At 42.2% G+C, this 21,864-nt stretch carries 20 protein-coding genes; all 20 read left to right on the top strand.

Annotated elements, in window-relative coordinates; translation table 11 throughout:
- Positions 1-44: 44 nt before the first annotated feature.
- The 20 genes from ftsE (at position 45) to E7303_RS07925 (ending at position 21,857) form a co-directional block, all read left to right on the top strand.
- Positions 45-785, top strand: a complete 741-nt coding sequence (gene ftsE, locus E7303_RS07830; RefSeq protein WP_022775443.1) for a cell division ATP-binding protein FtsE — start codon at positions 45-47, stop codon at positions 783-785.
- On the top strand, positions 775-1,671 hold the full coding sequence (gene ftsX, locus E7303_RS07835) for a permease-like cell division protein FtsX (RefSeq protein WP_103869541.1): 897 nt from the start codon (positions 775-777) through the stop codon (positions 1,669-1,671). The genes ftsE and ftsX overlap by 11 nt, the downstream gene beginning before the upstream one ends.
- Before the next feature lie 23 nt (positions 1,672-1,694).
- Positions 1,695-2,918, top strand: coding sequence for a murein hydrolase activator EnvC family protein (locus tag E7303_RS07840; RefSeq protein WP_292144636.1), 1,224 nt, complete (start codon positions 1,695-1,697; stop codon positions 2,916-2,918).
- 24 nt (positions 2,919-2,942) lie between these two features.
- Positions 2,943-4,211 (top strand): S41 family peptidase, encoded by a 1,269-nt coding sequence (locus E7303_RS07845; RefSeq protein WP_292144638.1) that lies wholly within the window; start codon positions 2,943-2,945, stop codon positions 4,209-4,211.
- Between the two features lie 136 nt (positions 4,212-4,347).
- Positions 4,348-5,130, top strand: coding sequence for a PP2C family protein-serine/threonine phosphatase (locus E7303_RS07850; RefSeq protein ID WP_292144639.1), 783 nt, complete (start codon positions 4,348-4,350; stop codon positions 5,128-5,130).
- A 2-nt stretch (positions 5,131-5,132) separates the two neighbouring features.
- Positions 5,133-6,143: a serine/threonine protein kinase gene (locus tag E7303_RS07855; RefSeq protein WP_292144640.1), complete on the top strand. Its 1,011-nt coding sequence runs from the start codon at positions 5,133-5,135 to the stop codon at positions 6,141-6,143.
- On the top strand, positions 6,140-6,382 hold the full coding sequence (locus E7303_RS07860) for a hypothetical protein (protein ID WP_292144641.1): 243 nt from the start codon (positions 6,140-6,142) through the stop codon (positions 6,380-6,382). The genes E7303_RS07855 and E7303_RS07860 overlap by 4 nt, the downstream gene beginning before the upstream one ends.
- 96 nt (positions 6,383-6,478) lie before the next feature.
- Entirely contained in the window at positions 6,479-8,473 is a 1,995-nt protein-coding gene (gene uvrB, locus E7303_RS07865; protein ID WP_292144643.1) for an excinuclease ABC subunit UvrB, read from the top strand.
- A gap of 47 nt (positions 8,474-8,520) precedes the next feature.
- Positions 8,521-11,397, top strand: coding sequence for an excinuclease ABC subunit UvrA (uvrA, locus tag E7303_RS07870; RefSeq protein ID WP_292144657.1), 2,877 nt, complete (start codon positions 8,521-8,523; stop codon positions 11,395-11,397).
- Positions 11,398-11,636: 239 nt separating this feature from the next.
- A complete protein-coding gene (locus E7303_RS07875) occupies positions 11,637-12,629 on the top strand; it encodes a rod shape-determining protein (RefSeq protein WP_022775430.1) in 993 nt (330 codons plus the stop codon).
- Between the two features lie 62 nt (positions 12,630-12,691).
- Positions 12,692-13,522 carry a flagellar hook-basal body protein gene (locus tag E7303_RS07880; protein ID WP_103869548.1) on the top strand — a complete coding sequence of 277 codons (831 nt, stop codon included), beginning with the start codon at positions 12,692-12,694 and terminating at the stop codon, positions 13,520-13,522.
- Positions 13,523-13,639: 117 nt separating this feature from the next.
- Positions 13,640-14,464: a flagellar hook-basal body protein gene (locus E7303_RS07885; RefSeq protein ID WP_022775427.1), complete on the top strand. Its 825-nt coding sequence runs from the start codon at positions 13,640-13,642 to the stop codon at positions 14,462-14,464.
- A 22-nt stretch (positions 14,465-14,486) separates the two neighbouring features.
- A complete protein-coding gene (locus E7303_RS07890; protein ID WP_292144644.1) occupies positions 14,487-14,873 on the top strand; it encodes a hypothetical protein in 387 nt (128 codons plus the stop codon).
- Between the two features lie 83 nt (positions 14,874-14,956).
- Positions 14,957-17,215, top strand: coding sequence for an SF1B family DNA helicase RecD2 (recD2, locus tag E7303_RS07895; RefSeq protein WP_292144645.1), 2,259 nt, complete (start codon positions 14,957-14,959; stop codon positions 17,213-17,215).
- Positions 17,202-17,921 carry a ComF family protein gene (locus E7303_RS07900; RefSeq protein ID WP_292144646.1) on the top strand — a complete coding sequence of 240 codons (720 nt, stop codon included), beginning with the start codon at positions 17,202-17,204 and terminating at the stop codon, positions 17,919-17,921. The genes recD2 and E7303_RS07900 overlap by 14 nt, the downstream gene beginning before the upstream one ends.
- Positions 17,922-17,941: 20 nt before the next feature.
- Complete coding sequence (locus E7303_RS07905; RefSeq protein ID WP_292144647.1) at positions 17,942-18,349, top strand: flagellar protein; 408 nt, start codon at positions 17,942-17,944, stop codon at positions 18,347-18,349.
- 9 nt (positions 18,350-18,358) lie between these two features.
- Positions 18,359-18,754 (top strand): hypothetical protein, encoded by a 396-nt coding sequence (locus E7303_RS07910; RefSeq protein ID WP_103869553.1) that lies wholly within the window; start codon positions 18,359-18,361, stop codon positions 18,752-18,754.
- A gap of 4 nt (positions 18,755-18,758) precedes the next feature.
- Entirely contained in the window at positions 18,759-19,700 is a 942-nt protein-coding gene (locus E7303_RS07915) for a hypothetical protein (protein WP_292144650.1), read from the top strand.
- 16 nt (positions 19,701-19,716) lie between these two features.
- Complete coding sequence (cdaA, locus tag E7303_RS07920) at positions 19,717-20,583, top strand: diadenylate cyclase CdaA (RefSeq protein WP_200821066.1); 867 nt, start codon at positions 19,717-19,719, stop codon at positions 20,581-20,583.
- Positions 20,580-21,857 carry a CdaR family protein gene (locus E7303_RS07925; protein WP_292144651.1) on the top strand — a complete coding sequence of 426 codons (1,278 nt, stop codon included), beginning with the start codon at positions 20,580-20,582 and terminating at the stop codon, positions 21,855-21,857. Before cdaA ends, E7303_RS07925 begins: the two co-directional genes overlap by 4 nt.
- The last annotated feature ends 7 nt before the right edge of the window (positions 21,858-21,864 follow it).

A 21,864-nucleotide genomic window follows, 5' to 3' on the forward strand; every position in this document is an offset into this window, starting at 1 on the left:
AAGGTGAATTTTTGATCTAAAAAGTTTTGTTTCAGGAGAAATTTATGGAAAAAGGATATAGAAGAAAAAGGGGCACCAGGCAGATACCCGATGATGAGGTAATAACTCTTGAGAATGTTACCAAGTCATATTCCACAGGCGCACCTGCTTTAAATGGCGTCACACTTCACATCAAAAAGGGAGAGTTTGTATTCATCGTTGGAGACAGCGGTTCAGGTAAGTCTACACTTATCAAGCTCCTTTTAAGAGAGCTGGTACCAACAGACGGTGAGATAACAGTTCTTGGCTATAATCTAAGGAAGATCAAGCACAGCAAGATTCCTAAGTTCAGACGTAATCTTGGTATTGTATTCCAGGATTTCAGACTTTTAAAAGACAGAAACGTATACGAGAACGTTGCTTTTGCTCAGAGAATTGTTCAGACACCTACACGAGAGATCAAAAGAAATGTTCCATCAATTCTTGCAACTGTTAACCTTGCAGGAAAATACAAAAATAAAATAAATCAGCTGTCAGGTGGTGAGCAGCAGAGAGTTGCGCTTGCAAGAGCTCTTGTAAATAAGCCTACGATTCTTTTGGCAGATGAGCCTACCGGAAACCTTGATCCTAACAATTCATGGGAAATAATGAAACTCATGGAACAGATCAATGAAAATGGCACAACAGTTATCGTGGTTACACATAACAGAGAAATCGTCAACGCCATGAAAAAGCGAGTTATAACCATGAAAAAAGGCGTCATTATAGAAGACGAGGAAGAGGGTATGTACATCGATGAGGATTAGTAGTTTCTTTTACACCATCGGACAGGGTTTTAAAAATTTAGGCAGAAACAAGTGGTATACGCTTGCTTCTATTGCGACCATCAGTGCCTGCCTGTTTTTGTTCGGACTTTTTTATTCTATAATCACTAACTTTGAAAACGTAGTAAAGACAGCCGAGGAAGGCGTTTCTGTAACTGTTTTCTTTAACGAGGGAACAACAGAGGAACAGATTCTTGCAGTAAAGACTGATCTTGAAAAGAGACCTGAAGTTAGGGAGATTGTTTATGTATCTGCAGATGATGCCTGGGAAGAGTTTAAAGAGGACTACCTTGGCGAATACGCAGACGGATTTACAGAGAATCCTCTGGCAGATTCAGCAAACCTTCAGATATACCTTAATGATGTATCTTTGCAGGGAGCGCTTGTAACTTATATTGAGTCTATCGACGTAGTAAGAGAGGTTAACCGCTCTGAAGTTACAGCCAATACCTTAAGCGGTTTGAACGTGCTGATCGCATATATTTCAGCAGGTATCATCATCATTCTGCTTTTGGTATCAATATTCCTTATCAGCAATACAGTTACCATGGGTATCGCAGTTAGAAAAGATGAGATCAATATCATGAAGTACATTGGTGCAACAGACTTCTTCGTAAGAGCACCATTCGTGGTAGAAGGCATCATCATCGGAATCATTGGTTCAATAATTCCACTTGTTATTATATATTTTGTTTATACCAATGCTATCACATACATAGCATCAAGATTTACTATGCTTTCAACATTGCTTAACTTCCTTCCTGTGCAGGTGGTATACAACAAGCTTGTACCAATCGCACTGGCCATCGGAATTGGTATTGGTTTCTTTGGTAGTTTCACAACTGTTAGAAAACACCTACATGTATAATACAAGAAGGACATCCTTTTACATTGAGTTTATTGAATAAAGTTTACAAAAACAGAATAGTTAAAGGGTTAATATGTGCAGCTACAGCAATTGCTATATTTGCAGGTAGCTGCATATCTTCGTATGCAGAAGTAACTGAGGAGAGTATCAAGGCCAAGGAAGCTCAGATCAGCGACGCCAAAAAAGAACGCGATTCACTTAGTACAGCCAAGACCAATCTTGAGAAGATAAAAAAAGAGCTGGAAAAGAGCAAATCCGATCTTAATGCCTATATTACTGAACTTGATGCGTCACTAACTGATATTCAGACCAAGATTGATGCGCTTACTGATCAGATCACTGAGAAGGAAGCTGAGATAGAAGAGACCACGAGAGAGCTTGAGGAAGCCGAAAGGATTCAGCAGGAGCAGTATGAGGCTATGAAAAAGCGTATCAAGTTCATGTACGAGCGTGGAGACACTATGTACATGGAGCTTCTGGTTGAATCCGGAAGCTTTGGAGATATGCTCAATAAGGCTGAGTACATTGAGATGCTTTCATCCTATGACAGGAAAAAATTAAACGAGTATATTGCTACAACTCAGCTTATTACTGTCACAAAACAGGCCCTTGAAGAAGAAAAGGCTACTCTCGATCTTGCAATGGAGGAAAAAGAGCAGGAGGAAGCAAATCTCCAGTCCCTTCTTCAGACAAAGAGTAGTGAGCTTTCCGCAGTTAAGGCTGATATTTCCAATAAAGAAGCAGCGATTGCTGAATATGAGGCCGAGATCAAGGCTGAGAACGCAACAATTGCAGCTCTGGAAAAAGAAGTTGCTGCTGATAAAGCAGCTCTTTACAGCAGATATATGTATGACGGTGGTGTATTTACATGGCCATGTCCAAGCTATACCAGAATTTCTGATAATTTTGGTATGAGAATGCACCCGACTCTTGGGGTAGAAAAAATGCACAACGGTATAGACCTTGCTGCACCGGCAGGATCAGCAATACTTGCTGCTTACAACGGAACAGTAGTAGCTGCTGATTACAATTCCTCCATGGGTAATTACATCATGATAAACCATGGTGGCGGCCTATATACCATTTATATGCATTGTTCGAAGTTGTATGTCTCGAAAGGTACGGATGTTACTGCGGGAACCAAAATTGCAGCAGTAGGATCCACCGGAAGATCAACAGGTAATCATTTGCATTTTGGTGTTCGATTAAATGGAGCTTACGTCAGTCCTTGGAATTACCTGAAATAAAAGTCTCCCGGGGATAGGAGAAAGATGGATTATCAGACAGAGTTCGATGAAAAGCAGTATCAAGGAAAATTAAACAGAAGATTTATCAGCGGTATATTAGTAGGATGCTTTGTTGCACTGTTTATAAGCGCAGCTGTTGGAATGGCATATTTGTTCACATTAAATCCGGCAACTGTACAGACAGGCAGCGGAGAATCAGTTTTAAACGATGAGACACTTACCAAGATTAATAAAATAGAGTCTGTTATTGATTCAAACTTTTATAAAACTGATGTTTCTAGCGAAGCAAAGGCCAACGGACTCTATAAAGGGCTTATGGAATCCCTTGACGATCCTTATTCTGTTTACTACACAGAGGAAGAACTCACAGAGCTTATGAATGATACAGCAGGTATCTACTATGGCATAGGCGCCTATGTGAGCATGGATCAGACAACAGCACTTCCTCGCATTTCAGGAGTTATCGAGGGAACACCTGCTGAGGAAGCAGGGCTCCAGACAGATGATATTATCTATGAAGTAGATAAGCAGAGCACACAGGGACTTGAACTGAGCGAAGTGGTATCTCTTATTAAAGGTGAAGAGGGCACCACAGTTCATCTGACACTCCTTAGAGGATCAGATCTTGAGGAGATAGAAGTTGATGTTATGCGTGCTCAGGTTTCAGTTCCTACAGTAAAGACAAAGGTTATGGATGACGGCGTTGGATACCTTCAGATCACAGAGTTTGATGAAGTTACTCCTGACCAGTTTACTGAGGGCATGGCAGAACTTAGAGCAAATGATATAAAAGGACTTATTATTGACCTTAGAAGTAATCCCGGCGGAAGCCTCACAGCAGTATGCGACATAGCAAGGCAGCTCTTACCTGAGGGAACTATTGTTTATACTGTTGACAGGGATGGAAACAGAGAGGATTACACCTGCGACGGAACCCATGAGATCGACATTCCTGTAGTAGTACTTGTTAACAAGTATTCAGCCAGCGCTTCAGAAATTCTTTCAGGCGCTATCAAGGATTACGGCATCGGAACCCTTGTTGGAACAACTACTTACGGCAAAGGAATTGTTCAGAGAATTTTTGATCTCAAGGATGGCACAGCTATTAAGCTTACAGTCAGCAATTACTACACACCAAATGGCAACGATATCCACGGAGTTGGAATTGATCCTGATGTAGAGATTGAGTTTGATGCTGATGCTTATGCAGAGGACAAGACAGACAATCAGCTTGATAAGGCTGTTGAAGTTTTAAAAGAAGCTATCGAGGACCTGGAAGAAAAAGCAGGTTGACAATAAAAGAAAATAATAGTATTATGCAAAACTGTGCTACGTCTTAGCACAGTTTTTCTTTTTGGTTTAATTGCTCATTCGAGCGCTTTTTCCAATATTAGAAAGTTAGTTTGTTGTGTTTTTTGAAAGGAATATCATGAAAGTAAAAGCGTGCATTTACACTGATGCCGGTAAGAAACGCGCTGTTAATCAGGACTCGTCTCTTATCAAGGTAGCCAGTGCAGGGAAAATGGGAAGAATATCTTTTGTTGCTGTCTGCGACGGCATGGGAGGACTCTCAAAAGGAGAAGTGGCCAGCTGTAAAGCCATAAGAACACTTGAAAACTGGTTCCATGAAGAATTGTCTTTGATGCTTGGAATCGACGAAGATAAAATATGGGACGTTATTGAAATATCCTGGAGAAGGCTTCTTGCAGACATAAACAGGGATATAAGACGTTACGGCAAACACAGGGGGATCAAGCTTGGGACCACTTTGACAGCTCTTTTGCAGATTGGAAGAAAATACATGCTCATGAATGTAGGGGACTCGAGAATATATCTGGTGAGCAGAAAAGACGTGCAAAAGATAACCCATGACCAGAGCCTTGTCCAGAGTAAGATTGACAGCGGGGTCATGCTGGAAGATGAAGTGCAAAACAGCCAGGAAAGAAATGTTCTCTTGCAGTGTCTTGGACATGGGAGCGTTCCGCAGCCTCAGATAATAAGAGGAGACATACGGATGAGCACCACAGTTGTCGCCTGCAGTGATGGTCTTTGGAAGACCATATCGGAAAAAGAACTGTTTAGAGCCCTGTGTCCTCAGATGTGCGTAACTTCTGAGGATATGCTGGAGGAATGTAAAAAACTGACCATGACAGCAATAGACCGCAAGGAACAGGATAATATCACTGTGGCCGCCATGTGCCTGGAGTACTGAAAATGGAGAGATTCAAGATACTAAAAAAGCTTGGGCAGGGCGGAAACAGCGAGGCTTTTCTTGCAAGGGACAAAAAGCGCGGAAACCTTGTGACTTTAAAGTTTGCAACGAAGGTACCTGCTTCTGTGGGCAACGGCGAGTCGGGTCCTTTTGTTGGGGAAGCGGCGATCCTACAGGAATTTGATAAAAGAAATTACAAAGAGCTTGTAAAGGCAGGAAGAATTCCCTGCCTAGTGGCCTTGGGAAGAGACTATATTGCAGTCACTTATGTGCCGGGAGAGAACCTTCTGGAAATTCTCAAGAAGAAAAGAAAACTTAAGGAGAAACAGGTGATAGGGATCGCGAAAGATCTTTTGACCATATTAAGGACGCTCCATGAAAGCGATACTCCTATTGTTTATAGAGATTTAAAGCCTGCAAACATCATAGTAAACAGCGATGGAAAGGCATGTCTTATTGACTTTGGCGCAGCAAGATTCTATCAGAAGGAGAGAAAGACAGATGATACAATAAATCTGGGGACCATAGGCTATGCGGCACCTGAGCAGTATGGAAACCTTGGGCAGAGTGATGAGCAGACGGATATATACTGCTTTGGAATGACTATCCTTTCTCTTTTGACAGGAATAAATGCCAAGGACTCCGATGCGCTGAGTATGGCAAGGAGCGGAGCCTTGAAAAATGTATCTCCACAGATGATGGCTGTTATAGAAAGATGCATAAAAGCTGACAGGGATAACCGTTTTAAAAGCTTAAAGGAAGTAGAAAAAGGCATAAAGATGGTACCCGGAAAAATAATTGTCATAAGGTTTTTAAGAGCAGCTTTAATTGTTGTGGTAGCTCTTTTGACCTCGGCTGCGATTACCTTTGGGGCCATGCATGAAGAAAGAGCTGTTCAGGTGATCAAAGATGATATGGAAGTGAGGATTCCGGCAATCAGATACAGATTGTCCATTGCAAGGCAGAGAATAGCTGATCTTGCGGATACTTTGATGAAAGAGGAAGATATATGATCATTTTTTTATATACATTTTTTGTGGTGCTTGGGGCACTTGTTGTAATTTTGGGCGTAGGCGGGATATTGACAGGCCTTGGCGAGAGGAATATGGATCGCGAGATCGAGGGAGAGGCCACGGCGGCAATGTGTACCACCAACCTTTTGGAGGTCAGCGGTGACTTTTCAAGGAATACAATGGACGATTTTGTAATCGAGCAGGACATGGTATATACCTACGATTCCTTTAATCTCTAAGCTGAAGAACAAATGTTTGCATTAGCTGGTTGCTTGTGCTATACTTCCAATACATGAAGTAGCAGATGTATCGCTTTAATTGTTTTGGAGAAAAATATGGGCGATTTTAAGTTAGTGGCTCCCTACGAGCCCACAGGTGATCAGCCACAGGCTATTAAGGCTTTAGTGGATGGCTTTAAACAAGGCAACCAGTTCGAGACACTTCTTGGAGTAACAGGCTCTGGTAAGACTTTTACCATGGCTAATGTTATTGCGGCTTTAAATAAGCCAACTCTTATCATCAGTCACAACAAGACTCTGGCAGGCCAGCTCTATGGCGAGATGAAGGAATTCTTTCCAGAGAATGCAGTAGAGTACTTTGTTTCTTATTACGACTATTATCAGCCCGAGGCATATGTTCCACAGACAGATACTTACATAGCCAAGGACTCAGCCATCAATGATGAGATAGATAAGCTAAGACTCTCAGCAACAGCCTCTCTTGCAGAGCGCAAGGATGTAATAGTAGTTGCCAGTGTGTCCTGTATCTATGGCCTGGGTAGCCCTGAAGAGTTCAAGGGCATGTCTATATCCCTTCGCCCCGGAATGCAGAAGGACAGAGACGACATCATAAAAGACCTGGTGGCTATTCAGTACACCAGAAATGACATGGAACTTGGTAGGTGTAATTTCAGAGTCAGGGGAGATACAGTTGAGATATTCCCTGCCAATGCCGATGACTATCTTATAAGAGTTGAGTTCTTTGGAGATGAGATAGACAGGATCACAGAGGTTGAACCTGTGACTGCCAAGGTTAGAAGCGAGCTCACCCATGTGATGATATACCCGGCTTCTCACTATGTTGTCCCTCAGGAGAAGATAAATAAGGCCTGTGACAACATTGAAAAAGAGCTTGAGGAACAGGTGAAGTTTTTCAAGGGAGAGGACAGGCTTATTGAGGCTCAGAGAATTTCAGAACGTACCAACTTTGATGTGGAGATGATGAGAGAAACAGGCTTCTGTTCCGGAATTGAGAACTATTCAAGGCATCTCAACTTCATGGCACCGGGAGAGCCGCCACTGACACTTCTTGACTTCTTTGACAGAGATTTTCTGATAATAGTGGATGAGTCCCATATGACTATCCCGCAGGTTGGAGCCATGTATCATGGTGATAGGAGCAGAAAACTGACCCTTGTGGATTATGGCTTTAGACTGCCATCTGCTCTTGATAACAGACCTCTTAACTTTGAGGAGTTTGAATCTCATATTGACCAGATGCTTTTCTGCTCAGCAACACCGGGTAAATATGAAGAGGAACATGAACTTCTCAGAACAGAGCAGGTAATAAGACCCACAGGGCTTCTTGATCCTGAGATTTCAGTAAGGCCTGTTGAGGGACAGATTGATGATCTTATTTCTGAGATCAGAAAAGAAATAGATAAAAAGAATAAGGTTCTTGTTACAACCCTTACAAAGCGCATGGCAGAGGACCTTACAGAATATCTTGCTGAGGCAGGCATCAGGGTTAAATACCTTCACTCTGATATCGATACTTTGGAGAGAGCAGAGATCATCAGAGATATGAGACTTGATGTTTTCGATGTTCTTGTAGGTATCAACCTCTTAAGAGAGGGACTTGATATCCCGGAGATCTCTCTTGTTGCTATCATCGATGCTGATAAAGAGGGCTTCCTTCGTTCGGAGACTTCGCTCATTCAGACTATTGGTAGAGCGGCCCGAAACGCTGAGGGACACGTTATCATGTATGCTGATAACATGACAGATTCCATGAAGAAGGCTATAGAAGAGACTAAGAGAAGACGTGCCATCCAGGAGAAATACAATGAGGAGCACGGCATAACCCCTCAGACCATCAAGAAGGCAGTAAGAGACCTTATCGCTGTTACTAAGGCTATTGCCAAGGAAGAAGTTAAGTTTGAAAAAGAGCCGGAGTCAATGAACCAGGAAGAACTGGAAAAGCTCATTGGACAGGTTCAGAAGAAGATGAAAAAAGCTGCTGCGGAATTGGATTTCGAGAATGCCGCTATGCTGCGTGACAAGATGATAGAACTTAAGAAAGTTCTTAATGATCTTACCGAAGGTAAATAACTGGTGAGATTTGTTTTAGTGGAGATGTATATATGTCTGAAAACAGAATGACAAAAAAGAATACTACAACCAAGAGAATCCTTCCCACTGATATTCATGATTACATCAGAGTGAGAGGGGCAGCAGAACACAATCTTAAACATGTTAATGTCAAGATTCCAAGAGATACTCTTACAGTGTTCACGGGCCTTTCAGGTTCAGGAAAGTCTTCTCTTGCATTTGACACTATTTTTGCAGAGGGACAGCGCAGGTACATGGAGTCCTTATCATCCTATGCCAGAATGTTCCTTGGTCAGATGGACAAGCCCAACGTTGAGAGAATAGAAGGTCTTTCTCCCACTATTTCCATTGACCAGAAATCAACCAATAAAAACCCAAGGTCAACTGTTGGAACAGTTACAGAGATCTACGACTATTTCAGAATGCTTTACGCAAGAATTGGTATCCCTCACTGCCCTAACTGCGGACGTGAGATCAGAAGGCAGACTGTTGATGAGATCTGCAATCAGATCATGGCTCTTGGAGATGGGACCAAGCTTCAGATCCTTGCTCCTGTTGTAAGAGGTAAAAAGGGTGAGCATGCCAAGACCTTGGAGAGAGCGGTTCGTGCAGGTTATGTCCGTGCAAGGATTGACGGAAGCCAGTACGAGATCGCAGAAGAAGAGATAAAGCTTGATAAAAATATCAAGCATAACATTGAGATCATTGTGGACAGAATCGTAGTAAGAGATGACAATGAGAACCTTAGAAGACGACTTACGGACTCTGTTGAAAATGCTTTGGGACTTGCTGACGGACTTCTACTTGTTGATGTAATTGACGGAGAGGAACTGAGCTTTAGCCAGAACTTTGCATGTCCTGACTGTGGAATCAGCATATCTGAGATCGAGCCCAGAAGCTTTTCTTTCAACAATCCTTTCGGCGCATGCCCTGATTGCGCAGGCCTTGGTTATAAGATGGAGTTTGACGAGGATCTTATGATCCCTGATAAGTCTCTTTCTTTGAATGATGGATGTATCGTCGTAATGGGATGGCAGTCATCCAATAAAGAGGGAAGCTTCTCCAATGCCACACTGAAGGCTCTTGCAAAGGCTTATAAGTTCAGCATGGATACTCCTTTCCAGGATCTTCCTGAGAAAGTAAGACATATGCTGGTTTACGGAGCAGATAAAACTGTAAATGTCCATTACAAGGGATCAAGAGGAGAGGGAGATTATCCTATTCTTTTTGACGGCCTTATAAAGAACGTTGAGCAGAGATATAGAGAGACTTTCTCAGAATCAGCAAAGGCTGAGTATGAGGAGTTTATGAGGATCACCCCATGTCAGCTCTGCGGTGGACAGAGACTTAAAAAAGAGTCTCTTGCAGTAACAATCGATGATAAAAATATCTATGAGATAACTTCAATGTCCATAGATGAACTGCAAAAATACCTTGAGCAGCTTAAGCTTTCCAGCTATCAGGAAATGGTTGGAGCACAGCTCCTTAAAGAGATCAGGGCCAGAGTAGGATTCCTTGTGGATGTAGGACTTGATTATCTGTCACTATCCAGAGCTACAGGAACACTCTCCGGTGGTGAGGCACAGCGTATAAGGCTTGCAACACAGATTGGATCAGGACTTTGCGGAGTTTGCTATATCCTTGATGAGCCAAGTATCGGACTTCACCAGAGGGATAATGACAAGCTTCTTAATACACTTAAGAACCTGCGAGACCTTGGCAACACACTTATTGTTGTAGAGCATGATGAAGATACCATGAGAGCTGCGGACTATATTGTGGATGTAGGACCGGGAGCCGGCTCAAAAGGTGGAAAAATAGTTGCCTGCGGAACTGCAGAGGAGATCATGCAGGTCAAGGAATCTATTACAGGACAGTACCTGTCAGGAAAACTTAAGATAGAAGTTCCAAAGACCAGAAGAGAGCCTAAGGGCTGGCTTAAGGTGTTGGGAGCCCAGGAAAATAACTTAAGGAACATCGATATAGATGTACCACTTGGGGTACTTACAATAGTTACAGGTGTGTCAGGTTCAGGCAAGAGCTCTTTTGTCAATGAGATACTGTACAAACATCTGGCAAGAGACTTAAACAGAGCAAGAGTCATCCCAGGTAAGCACAAAGGCATTGAGGGACTTGAGCAGGTGGATAAGGTCATTGCCATTGATCAGTCTCCAATCGGAAGAACTCCAAGGTCTAACCCTGCAACCTACACAGGCGTGTTTGATATGATCAGAGATCTTTTTGCCGGAACTCCTGATGCTAAGGCAAGGGGCTATCAGAAAGGCAGATTCTCATTCAATGTCAAGGGCGGACGCTGCGAAGCCTGTGGCGGTGATGGAATCATCAAGATCGAGATGCACTTTCTCCCTGATGTTTATGTACCTTGCGAAGTCTGCGGCGGTAAGAGATACAATCACGAGACTCTTGAAGTTAAGTACAAAGGAAAGAGCATCTATGACGTCCTTAACATGACTGTAGAAGAGGCCCTTGTATTCTTTGAAAATGTAAAGACCATAAAGAGAAAGATCCAGACTCTCTATGATGTAGGACTTGGCTATGTAAAACTTGGTCAGCCAAGTACCGAGCTTTCAGGTGGTGAGGCCCAGAGAATAAAGCTTGCCACAGAGCTCAGCAAAGTCGGAACAGGTAAGACTGTTTACATCCTCGACGAGCCAACAACCGGTCTTCACTTCGCAGATGTTCAAAAGCTCGTCAAGATCATGCATGAGCTTGTTGAGCAGGGAAATACAGTTGTAGTTATCGAACACAACCTTGATGTTATCAAGACCGGCGATTACATCATCGACATGGGACCTGAAGGCGGTTCAAAAGGCGGAACAGTCGTTGCCAAAGGAACCCCTGAAGAAGTCGCCAAGTGCAAGAAATCCTACACCGGAGCTTACATCAAAAAAATGCTTAAATAGGCAAATGGCTATCTGTGCGCAGGCGTCCCTAAGTGGGAGCTCCTATTAGCGACGTTAATATTTTGTTTGAGATTTTGGTAAAGATTTGGAAGGGGATATCCGATATATATAAAAGATGGATAGCCCCTTTTCAATATTTTTTATTTGGTTTATAATCGTAATGATATTATAGGCTAATGTATTATCCGCTTTTATGCGCTTAGATATATGCTGGTTGTTTTTGAAAGGGGCATTGTAATATGCAGTATGCAGATATTGGAATTGATTTAGGTACAGCGTCAGTCCTTGTTTATATCAGAGGAAAGGGCGTTGTTTTGAAAGAGCCTTCAGTTGTAGCTTATGACAGAGATACAGAGGAGATTAAGGCTATTGGTGAGGATGCAAGACTTATGCTTGGTCGTACTCCTGGTAACATCGTAGCTGTTCGTCCTCTTCGTCAGGGAGTTATCTCTAACTATAAGATCACTGAGCAGATGATGAGATATTTCATCAAGAAGGCTATTGGACGTAGAATCCACAGAAAACCATTCATCGCAGTATGCGTTCCAAGTGGAGCTACAGAAGTTGAGAAAAAGGCCGTAGAGGATGCAACAAGACTTTGCGGAGCAAGAGATGTTAAGACTATTGAAGAGCCTATCGCTGCAGCTATTGGAGCTGGTATCGACATTACAAAACCATGTGGAAACATGATCGTTGATATAGGCGGTGGTACATCAGATATAGCAGTTATCTCACTTGGCGGAACAGTTGTAAGCACATCTGTTAAGGTTGCCGGAGATGACTTCGATGAAGCACTTGTTCGTTACATGAGAAAGAAACACAATCTTCTTATCGGTGACAGAACAGCTGAAGATATCAAGATCAAGATCGGTTCAGCATATCCAAGAGCTGAGAACGACTATCTTGATGTAAGAGGAAGAAACCTCGTAACAGGTCTTCCTAAGACTGTAAGAGTATCTTCTGAGGAAACAGAAGAGGCTCTTCGTGAACCTACATCACAGATCATTGAGGCTATTCACAGCGTTCTGGAGAACACTCCTCCTGAACTTGCTGCAGATATCGCAGACAGAGGAATTGTCCTTACAGGTGGCGGAGCACTTCTTCGCGGACTTGAAGATCTCATCTATTCTAAGACTGGTATCAACACTATGACAGCTGAGGATCCTATGACTGCAGTTGCTATCGGAACAGGAAGATATGTAGAGTTCCTTGCAGGTTATCGTCAGGACTAAGGTCCAGCGCACTGTTCATGGACTGAACAGTAGTAAAGCCAGGATGGCATGAGGAATATTGTATGGTAAAAGGTCTTTACACTGCTTACACAGGAATGATCAACGAGCAGCACAGAATGGACGTGCTCACCAACAATCTTGCTAATGCCAATACAAACGGTTATAAAAAAGAAGGCGCTACTGCACAGGCTTTTTCTGATCAGCTTGCGCTCAAAATTAAAGACTACACTGATGCCCCGTTCACTGCCCGTGGACTGGGCATTATTAATCCCGGTGTAAAGATTGGCGAAGGGTACGTGGACTGGTCGGAAGGACCTATGAAAGAGACAGGCAACACCTTTGATCTGGCTCTTGGCGGCTATGGCTTTTTTGGAATTGAGTATACCAACAAAGCTGTAAACATCGAAAGAGAAATAGCAGGTCAGACCGATATCATGTACACAAGGGACGGAAACTTTACACTTACAAATGAAGGCGTCCTGGTAACACAGGATGGAGACTTTGTTTTGTCACAGGATGGAGGTCATATTGAGATTGATCCGGCACTTCCTGTGGAGATAAATACATTGGGCGAGATTATTCAGGATGGTGAAGTTGTTGCCACAGTAGGAAGATTTGATTTTGAAAAGGTGACCTATCCTGATGGAAGAATTACCTACAACACATTGGAACATTACGGTGAAAATATGTATATTCCTACAGACGATGCAACTCAGGTTACATCTACAGCATCGATATACGCCGGCTTTTTGGAGCAGTCCAATGTATCTGTAGTAGATGAAATGGTTAACATGATCGCTGTTCAGAGGAACTATGATACTAATCAGCGAATGATAACCACTATTGACGGCACTCTTGATATTGCAGCTAACCAGCTTGGACGTCTATCATAAAAATTAATATTATTTTTATAAATAATTTTTGGTAATGAGCCGATAAGAGTATAGAAGATGATATTACCAGTCACGGATGACGGTGATGTTTGCATTTATCTAAATCGGAGGTGGCTTATGGTAAGAAGTCTATGGTCAGCAGCAACTGGAATGAACGCTCAGCAGACAAACGTAGATACCATATCTAACAATCTTGCGAACGTTAATACAGTTGGCTATAAGGCTCAGGGAGCGCAGTTTAAATCTCTTTTGTACCAGGAATTACAGACTGTTACAACCACTTCAAACGGCAATCCAAAACCTACCAATTCACAGGTGGGACTTGGTGTGCGTACTTCAACAATTAATCAGTTCTTTTCCCAGGGTTCATTTCAAAGCAGTGACAATCCAGCGGCACTTGCAATAAGTGGCGATGGTTTCTTTGGATATATGGCAGCTGATGGCGAAACCATCAACTATACAAGAAACGGAAATTTCGTATGGGCTCTTGCTGAAGAAGGCGGAACTACTCTTGAACTCACAACAGCAGAAGGAAATCCTGTTCTTGATATAGACGGCGCCGCAATTACTCTTGATGGAGCTATTGCAAGCAGGATCACCATAAGCAGCGATGGCAAGATCTATTACCCAGATGATCAGGGAGTTCCTACAGATATGGGACTTCAGATCGGATTGTGGCAGTTCTCCAACAGAGAAGGTCTTGAAAGGGTAGGAAGTGCAGCCTGGATACAGACAGCAGCCAGCGGCGAGCCTATTCTTGAAAATGACGCAGACAATATAAAGAAAAGTGAGATTGTTCAGGGATATCTTGAAGGATCAAACGTAAATGTAGCTACAGAGATGGTAAATCTTATCGTTGCCCAGCGTGCATATGAAATGAACTCAACAGCGATCCAGACAACTGATGAGATGATGCAGACAGCAAATTCACTTAAGAGATAATAAGGTGAGATAAGGGGAGACTATGGCGGGACTTGATATCAAAGGATTAAATGCAACGGCGCTTACAGATTATGCCATGCAGGAAAGTAAGAATGCCAGCACAATAGCACTTCAGAATAAGCTTCAAAATACCTCCAAAACTTCTACTGACGATGAACTTATGGAAGCCTGCAAAAGTTTTGAGGCCTATTTCCTTGAGCAGATGTTCAAAGAAATGCAGAAGTCTGTAGATGCTCTTAAGCCTGAAACTGAGGACAATGCCACATCAACACTGGTGGACTTTTTCAAGGATCAGACCCTTCAGGAAATATGCTCAACATCCGTGGATACTCAGAGCAATGGCTTTGCGCAGATGCTCTATGAAAACCTAAAGCGCAACTACGACATTCCCGAAACTCCTTCCACATAAAAGTATAAGAATGTGTCTTAAAGCGTGTAATTCTTAAGAAATCTTAAGAATTACACGCTTTTAATTATGGTATACTACTTTCTATGGAAAAAGAAATAGTTAAGGGATACATAGATCATTTTATATATAAGAACGAGGAAAATGGTTACGGCGTAGTGAACCTTATTGTGGATGAAGAGGAGGTCACCTGCACCGGAACCTTTAAGGATGCTGATGTGGGAGATACTCTCGAGATTGAGGGAATCTACGTTAATCATCCTGTATACGGCCAGCAGCTAAAGGTGAGCTCATACAAGATAACAGTGCCTGATGATGCGGTATCAATGCAGAGGTATCTTGGTTCAGGTGCCATACGTGGAATCGGAGAGGCACTGGCTGCACGAATTGTTAAAAAATTTGGTGCAGATACCTTCAGAATTATTGAGGATGAGCCTGAAAGATTGGCTGAAATAAAGGGAATAAGTGAAAAGAAAGCCATAGATATTGCCATGCAGATGGCAGAAAAAAGAGAAATGCGAGATGCCATGATCTTTTTACAGAAATATGGTATCAGCAACAATATGGCGGTTAAGATATTCAATAACTATGGAACCAGAGTTTACGGGATAATTCAGGAGAATCCTTATCAGCTTGCTGACGATATAAGCGGAATCGGCTTTAAGACTGCTGATGAGATTGCTGCCAAAGTCGGAATTCGCGTGGATTCTGAGTACCGCATCAGAAGCGGCATTCTTTTTACTTTGCTTCAGAGTTCGCTTGATGGAAATACCTACCTTCCCATGGAGGAGCTTGTTTCCAAGACTGAAGAGCTGCTTGTGCAGACTCCGGACCAGATGATTGATTCTGACAGCATAAGGACTCAGATTCAGAATCTGATGATGGACAAAAAACTTATAGCAAAAAATAATGACAACATTTTCTCTGCGAATTTCTATTATGAAGAGCAGGGCTCCGCGGTGATGCTCTCTGACCTCAATATTGCAGAGAATGTATCCCCTGCTGATGAAGAGAGATACAGGCAGAGGATCCTTGATATAGAGAAAAGAAAGAACCTTCAGCTTGATGACCTTCAAAGAGAGGCTGTGCTGAAGAGTATCTCAAACGGAATTGTCATAATAACAGGTGGCCCCGGTACAGGTAAGACCACTACCATCAATACAATAATTGAATATTATGCTAGCGAAGGTCTTGATATCCTCCTTGCTGCGCCCACAGGAAGAGCGGCCAAGAGAATGACAGAGGCAACCGGGTACGAGGCCAGAACTATTCACAGACTTCTGGAGGTATCAGGGCAGGTTGGCGATGATGACACCAAGTCAGGAGCAGTCAGATTTGAGAGGAACAGGGATAACCCGCTAGAGGCAGATGCCATCATTATAGACGAGATGTCTATGGTGGATATCCATCTCTTTTACGCCTTATTGAAGGCACTTGTGCCAGGCGTGCATCTGATCCTTGTGGGAGACAGTTCACAGCTCCCAAGTGTAGGACCGGGACAGGTTCTTGCGGATCTTATATCCAGCGGAAGATTTCCAACCATATATCTGCAAAAGATATTCAGGCAGGCTGAGGAGAGCGATATCGTTATGAACGCCCACAGGATCCACAATGGTCAGAAGCCGGTGCTTGATAATAAGAGTAAGGATTTCTTTTTCCTGGAAAGAAATGACGCAAATGTCATATACAAGCACATGATCCAGCTCATAAGGGACAAGCTTCCGGGATATGTGGGAGCACAGCCTTATGATATACAGGTTCTGACACCAATGAAAAAGGGCCCCCTTGGTGCGATCCAGCTCAATCTGATCCTGCAGGAGTATCTCAACCCTCCGGATAAGTCCAAAAAAGAACATGTCTATGGGGAGCTTACTTTGAGAGAAGGCGACAAGGTCATGCAGATAAAGAATAACTACCAGGCTCAGTGGGAAGTTGTTGGCAAGCACAATATTCCGGTGGATTCGGGACTTGGCGTATTTAACGGCGACATGGGGATTGTCAGAGAGATAAACGAATATTCCCAGGACGTAGTGGTGGAATTTGATGAGCACAGGAGAGTCAGATATCCTTTTTCTGAACTGGATGAACTTGAGCTTTCCTATGCAATTACTATCCACAAGTCCCAGGGAAGTGAGTATCCTGCCGTTATTATGCCCCTTTTAGGTGGACCCAGGATGCTGCTTAACAGGAACCTTCTTTACACGGCAGTCACAAGAGCCAAGAATACCGTGTGCATTTTGGGCAGCAGCCAGACAGTCCTCAACATGACAGCCAATGAGCAGCAGTTGAAAAGATATACCGGACTTAAAGATAGAATTAGAGAAGTATTTGATGCAGATAATTGAAAATGTTCTGAATCTCATTTATCCAAGGCGTTGTCCTGTCTGCGACAATGTCCTTAGATATAAAGAGTCTAAAGACCTCGTTCATGAGGAGTGCAAAAAGAAAATAAAATATATTGGAAGCCATGTCTGCGAGAAATGTGGAAAACCCTTGAAGTTATCTGACCAGTCAGAGTACTGCGCAGACTGTATGGCTATCAGACATAGATTCAACCGGGGATTTTCGGTTTTTAGTTACAGAAGTATCTCAGGATCCATCTACAGATTTAAGTATATGGGACGCAGGGAGTACGCTGATTTTTATGCAAAAGAAACTGCAAGAAAGCTTGGGAAAAAGCTAAACAGGCTTGGGATTGATGCAATAATACCTGTTCCCATGCATAAGGATAAGCAGTATTTGAGAGGATACAATCAGGCAGCAGAATACGCTTTAAGGCTTTCAAAGCTGACAGACATCCCTATGTATGACGATGTGATTGTCAGGACCAGAGCCACCAGACCCATGAAGGAACTGGACCTTCGTGGGCGCCGCAATAATTTGAAAAAGGCTTTTAATATAATAAGAAATGATGTAAAATTTAAGTGTATACTCATTATCGATGACATCTATACAACTGGAAGTACCATTGATGAGATCGCCCATGAGTTTCAGATGGCAGGAGTTAAGGAAATATATTTTCTTACGCTGGCTATCGGGCAAACTACTTAAGATAAATGGAGGTCAGATTTATGAACTTACGGAATTGTTCAAGATGCGGAAAAATGTTTAATTACATTGGTGGACAGCCAATCTGTGAGCCTTGCAAAAAGGCGATTGAAGAGGATTTTCAAAAGGTTAAAGCATACATACAGGAAAATCCTGCTGCAGATTTAAAAAAGATTGCTGAAGATAATGAAGTTACCACCAAACAGATTCAGCAGTGGATCCGTGAGGAAAGACTGATGTTCTCTGAAAGTTCACCGCTTAAGATGACCTGCGAGAAGTGCGGTGATCGTATTTTAACAGGAAGATTTTGTGCTAAATGTAAGGCAAGCATGGCAAATAATCTTAACGATACATTTGCTAAGCCTAAGCCAGCTATCCAGCAGCCGGTTAAACAAGATAAGAAAGCTGGAATGCGCTTCCTGGATACATAAGGAGCAAAAATGTTAAATGAAGACAAAGTCATTTTGATGACCAAAATGGCTGCATTTATGGATCGTGAAGGCAAAAAGAACGGAGCAATCAATTCCTATTTCAGGAGTGATTACATTGGCTTTAATATACTTAAGTCAGTGATCAGCGCAACAGTTGTCTTTGCTATTTGTGTTGGGGCTTATGCTCTTTACGATTTCGAAAATGTTTTATCTAATCTTTACAATACAGATAATTTATTGGCTATTGGCAGGAGGTATCTTATATACTACCTCCTGCTTGTTGGCGTGTATTCTCTTGTTTCATATATTATTTATTCCTATCGTTATTCCAAGATGCGTAAGAATATGAGACAGTATTATGGGGATCTTAAAAAGCTAGCTAGAATGTACGAGAAGGAAAAGTGATATTATGACATCATTATTGGAATTAAAGCAGTATATCAAAAGATTTTATATCAAGAACGAAACATATCTTACATATGTCTGGAAGTTCTTACTTTCACTTATTTCAGTTGCAGTTATCAACAATAAGCTTGGGTATATGAGCTCTCTGAACAATATGGCGATTGTTCTGATGGCATCACTTTTGTGCGCTATTTTACCTGCAAACTTTATCATTGTTATTTCAGCAGCATTCATTGTGGGACATCTCTTTGCGCTGGCTCCTGAGTGTGCGCTGGTCACAGCGATAATCTTTGTCCTTATGTTTTTGTTGTATTTTAGATTTTCACCAAAAGATACTTTGGCAGTTGTACTTACTCCATTGTTCTATTTTATGGGCCTTCCTTACGTGATGCCTCTTGCAATGGGACTTTTGGGCACACCTGCTTCAATGGTATCAGTTGGATTTGGAGTAGTAGTAGCATTCCTTATTTCATATTTTTCTTCAAATGCCACAGCTTTTGGAAGTGATGGCGTTGAGGAAGCAGCCAATGAATTCCAGTCGATAGTGTCAGGAATTGTTGGAAACAAGTCAATGATGGTTATGATAGTTGCATTTGCAATTACAATTGTTATTGTATATTTGATTCGCAGATCTTCTGTTGATAACTCCTGGAAGATTGCTATTTCAGCAGGTGCCATATCACTTATTATCTGTATTCTTGTTGGTAATCTTATCTTCGATACAGATATTGCTTTGGCAGGAGTGATAATCGGAACTGTTGTATCTGCACTTCTTATGCTGGTAGTTGAGTTCTTCTCATTCAGCCTTGACTATAGCAGAACAGAGAAAGTGCAGTTCGAGGATGATGAATATTACTACTATGTAAAGGCTGTACCTAAGGTTACAGTTTCAACACCTGAGAGAAGAGTTAAGAAAATAAACCGCGCCAGAGAACAGCGCAGATGATCTATAAAGGAACACCATGGAACAAATAGATTTTTTATTTGATTTCAACAGAACAAGTTTGCACATGCCAACTGTGAGATTCTCAGATATACTGGAGATTTTTATTATCGCGTTTCTGGTATATCATATTTTGGTGTGGGCAAAAAATACAAGGCTATGGTCACTTTTAAAGGGTGTCATAGTCATTGTTGTGTTTATTTTGGTTGCAGCTCTTTTCAATATGTCCACAATTTTGTGGATTGTGGAAAGAGTTTTCAGTATAGCTATTATTGCGATGGTTGTTATCCTGCAACCGGAACTTCGTAAGGCTTTGGAAGAGCTGGGCAGGAAAAATTTCTTTTCCAATGTGTTATCACTTGGTGACCCAAAGACACAGGGAAGATTCTCAGACAGGACTTTGAATGAAATAGTAAGAGCCTGCGTGGAAATGGCTAAAGTCAGAACGGGTGCTCTGATAGTTATTGAGAATAATCATCCTTTAACTGAATTTGAACGCACAGGAATTGAGGTTGACGGAATAGTAACAAGTCAGCTTCTTATCAATATTTTTGAGCACAACACTCCACTTCATGACGGAGCAGTTGTGATAAAGGGTGACAGGGTAACAGCTGCCACATGTTATTTGCCACTTTCTGACAACATGGGGATAGGTAAGGAACTTGGAACAAGACATCGTGCCGGTGTAGGTGTTTCTGAGGCAACAGATTCTCTTACGATCATTGTTTCTGAGGAAACAGGAAAGATCAGTATCGCTTATGAAGGCGAACTTGAGAGAGCTGTTGACAGCGACAGATTAAGGGAACGCCTGAGAATACTTCAGGATAAACACACTGAAGAGGCACCGATCAAGCACCTTGCCAGAAAGGCAAAGGCGAAAAAATGAAAAAACTTACGTCTAATTGGGGGCTTAAGCTCGCCTCACTAATATTTGCTATAATCGTCTGGTTTTTGGTTACCAACATAAATGACCCTGTAACATCGGTCAGATATACTAATATTCCGGTAACGCTTAAGAATACCAACCTTATTACGGATCAGGGCCAGGTTTACACAGTGCTTGATAACACAGATACCATCAGTGCTGTGACTATCTATGCACCAAGGTCCATAATCGATTCGCTCAGCCAGAACAATATCGTAGCAACAGCCGATATTCAGGACCTTTCAAGTCTTAATACGGTCAGCATAAATGTCACTACCAACAAATATAGTGACAAGATTGAGAATATATCTATAAGTAATGATGTGGTCAAACTCAGTGTAGAGCGCAAGGCTTCTAAGTCTCTTAGAATCACACCTACTACATCTGGAACTCTTTCTGATGGATATGTGATCGGAGACGTTTCAACAGGCCAGAATATGATAAGGATCAACGGACCTGAGTCAATAGTTCAGACTGTTGAGACAGCAGAGGTTGATGTGGATGTAACCGGATTTACATCAGACATTATCACCAACGCAGATATAGTTCTTTATGATGCTGAAGGCAATCAGGTAGATACATCACAGATCTCCATGAATGCCAAGACAGTCAATGTTAACGTGACTATTTACGGAACCAAGTACGTTCCACTTAAGTATACGATAAAGGGCGAGCCGGCAAGTGGCTATGCTCTTACAGGCAAGGTTGATACCAATCCTGATCAGGTGCTTATCGCTGGCAAGAACAGCGCTATCGCTTCTGTGAAAGAGATTGTTATTGATGATGAACAGCTCGATGTAACAGGCCTTACAGGAAACCTCGCATGCACAATCAATGTTGAGGATTATCTGCCAAGCGGAGTTATATTTGGAGATGATGACTATAACGGTACTGCTGCAGTTGTTGTTCACATTGAAGGTATAACTGAAGAGACCTTTGATGTAGACCTTAAAAATATCTCTATAGCCGGTGAAGTTGACGGTTATAGTGCTGTAATTGAAGATAGCGAGTATGATACTGTTTCAGTGAATCTTACAGGACTTGTGTCTACAATCAAGAGTGTATCTGCTTCATCTTTAACAGGAACAGTAGATATTAACAGCTTTATACAGGATAGTGACAACGGGGAGCTTGCAGACGGAACTTACAGCGTAGATGTTGACTGGAACCTTCCGGATGGTGTAAAGATCGCCAATACTGTGAGCATTTATGTGAAAATAGAAAAGAAAGAATAACGAGGTT

This window comes from Butyrivibrio sp. (genome assembly GCF_015056685.1).
Taxonomy (GTDB): Bacteria; Bacillota; Clostridia; order Lachnospirales; family Lachnospiraceae; genus Butyrivibrio.